Origin of the sequence: Pseudomonas sp. 2822-17, assembly GCF_002742485.1 — a bacterium.
In the GTDB taxonomy this organism is placed as follows: domain Bacteria; phylum Pseudomonadota; class Gammaproteobacteria; order Pseudomonadales; family Pseudomonadaceae; genus Aquipseudomonas; species Aquipseudomonas cyclaminis.
Genome location: NZ_LJRZ01000729.1, coordinates 1 through 273, shown reverse-complemented (window position 1 = coordinate 273; position 273 = coordinate 1). Strand labels below are relative to the sequence as shown.

Sequence of the window (273 nt, the reverse complement as noted above, 5' to 3'; positions counted from 1 at the left end):
GATTTTGATTCATTAACTTGTTCTGTCATAAAATAAACCCCTCCCCACAATTGTTAATTTTAGTACTCAATTAACCTTCAATGTCTTCAGTGCGATCAACTATAAGAATTGAATTCCCCTCTGAATCAATTACATGAAAACCAAGAATATGTGCCCCAAAACGTCCGATCTCATCATCTACATTAGCTCCTTTTAATTTTAATTCTCTGTGAGCATGATAGATATCAGGTGCCAAAAAGCTAAATACAGCTGGGACAGTAATTGGTTTATGAT

The 273-nt window shown here is 34.4% G+C and carries 1 protein-coding gene; it reads right to left on the bottom strand.

Features of this window, described 5'->3' with window-relative positions; genetic code table 11:
- Positions 1 to 70: 70 nt before the first annotated feature.
- Positions 71 to 273 (bottom strand): hypothetical protein (locus AOA60_RS32790; RefSeq protein WP_218240850.1); only part of this gene is annotated, 203 nt, incomplete at its 5' end.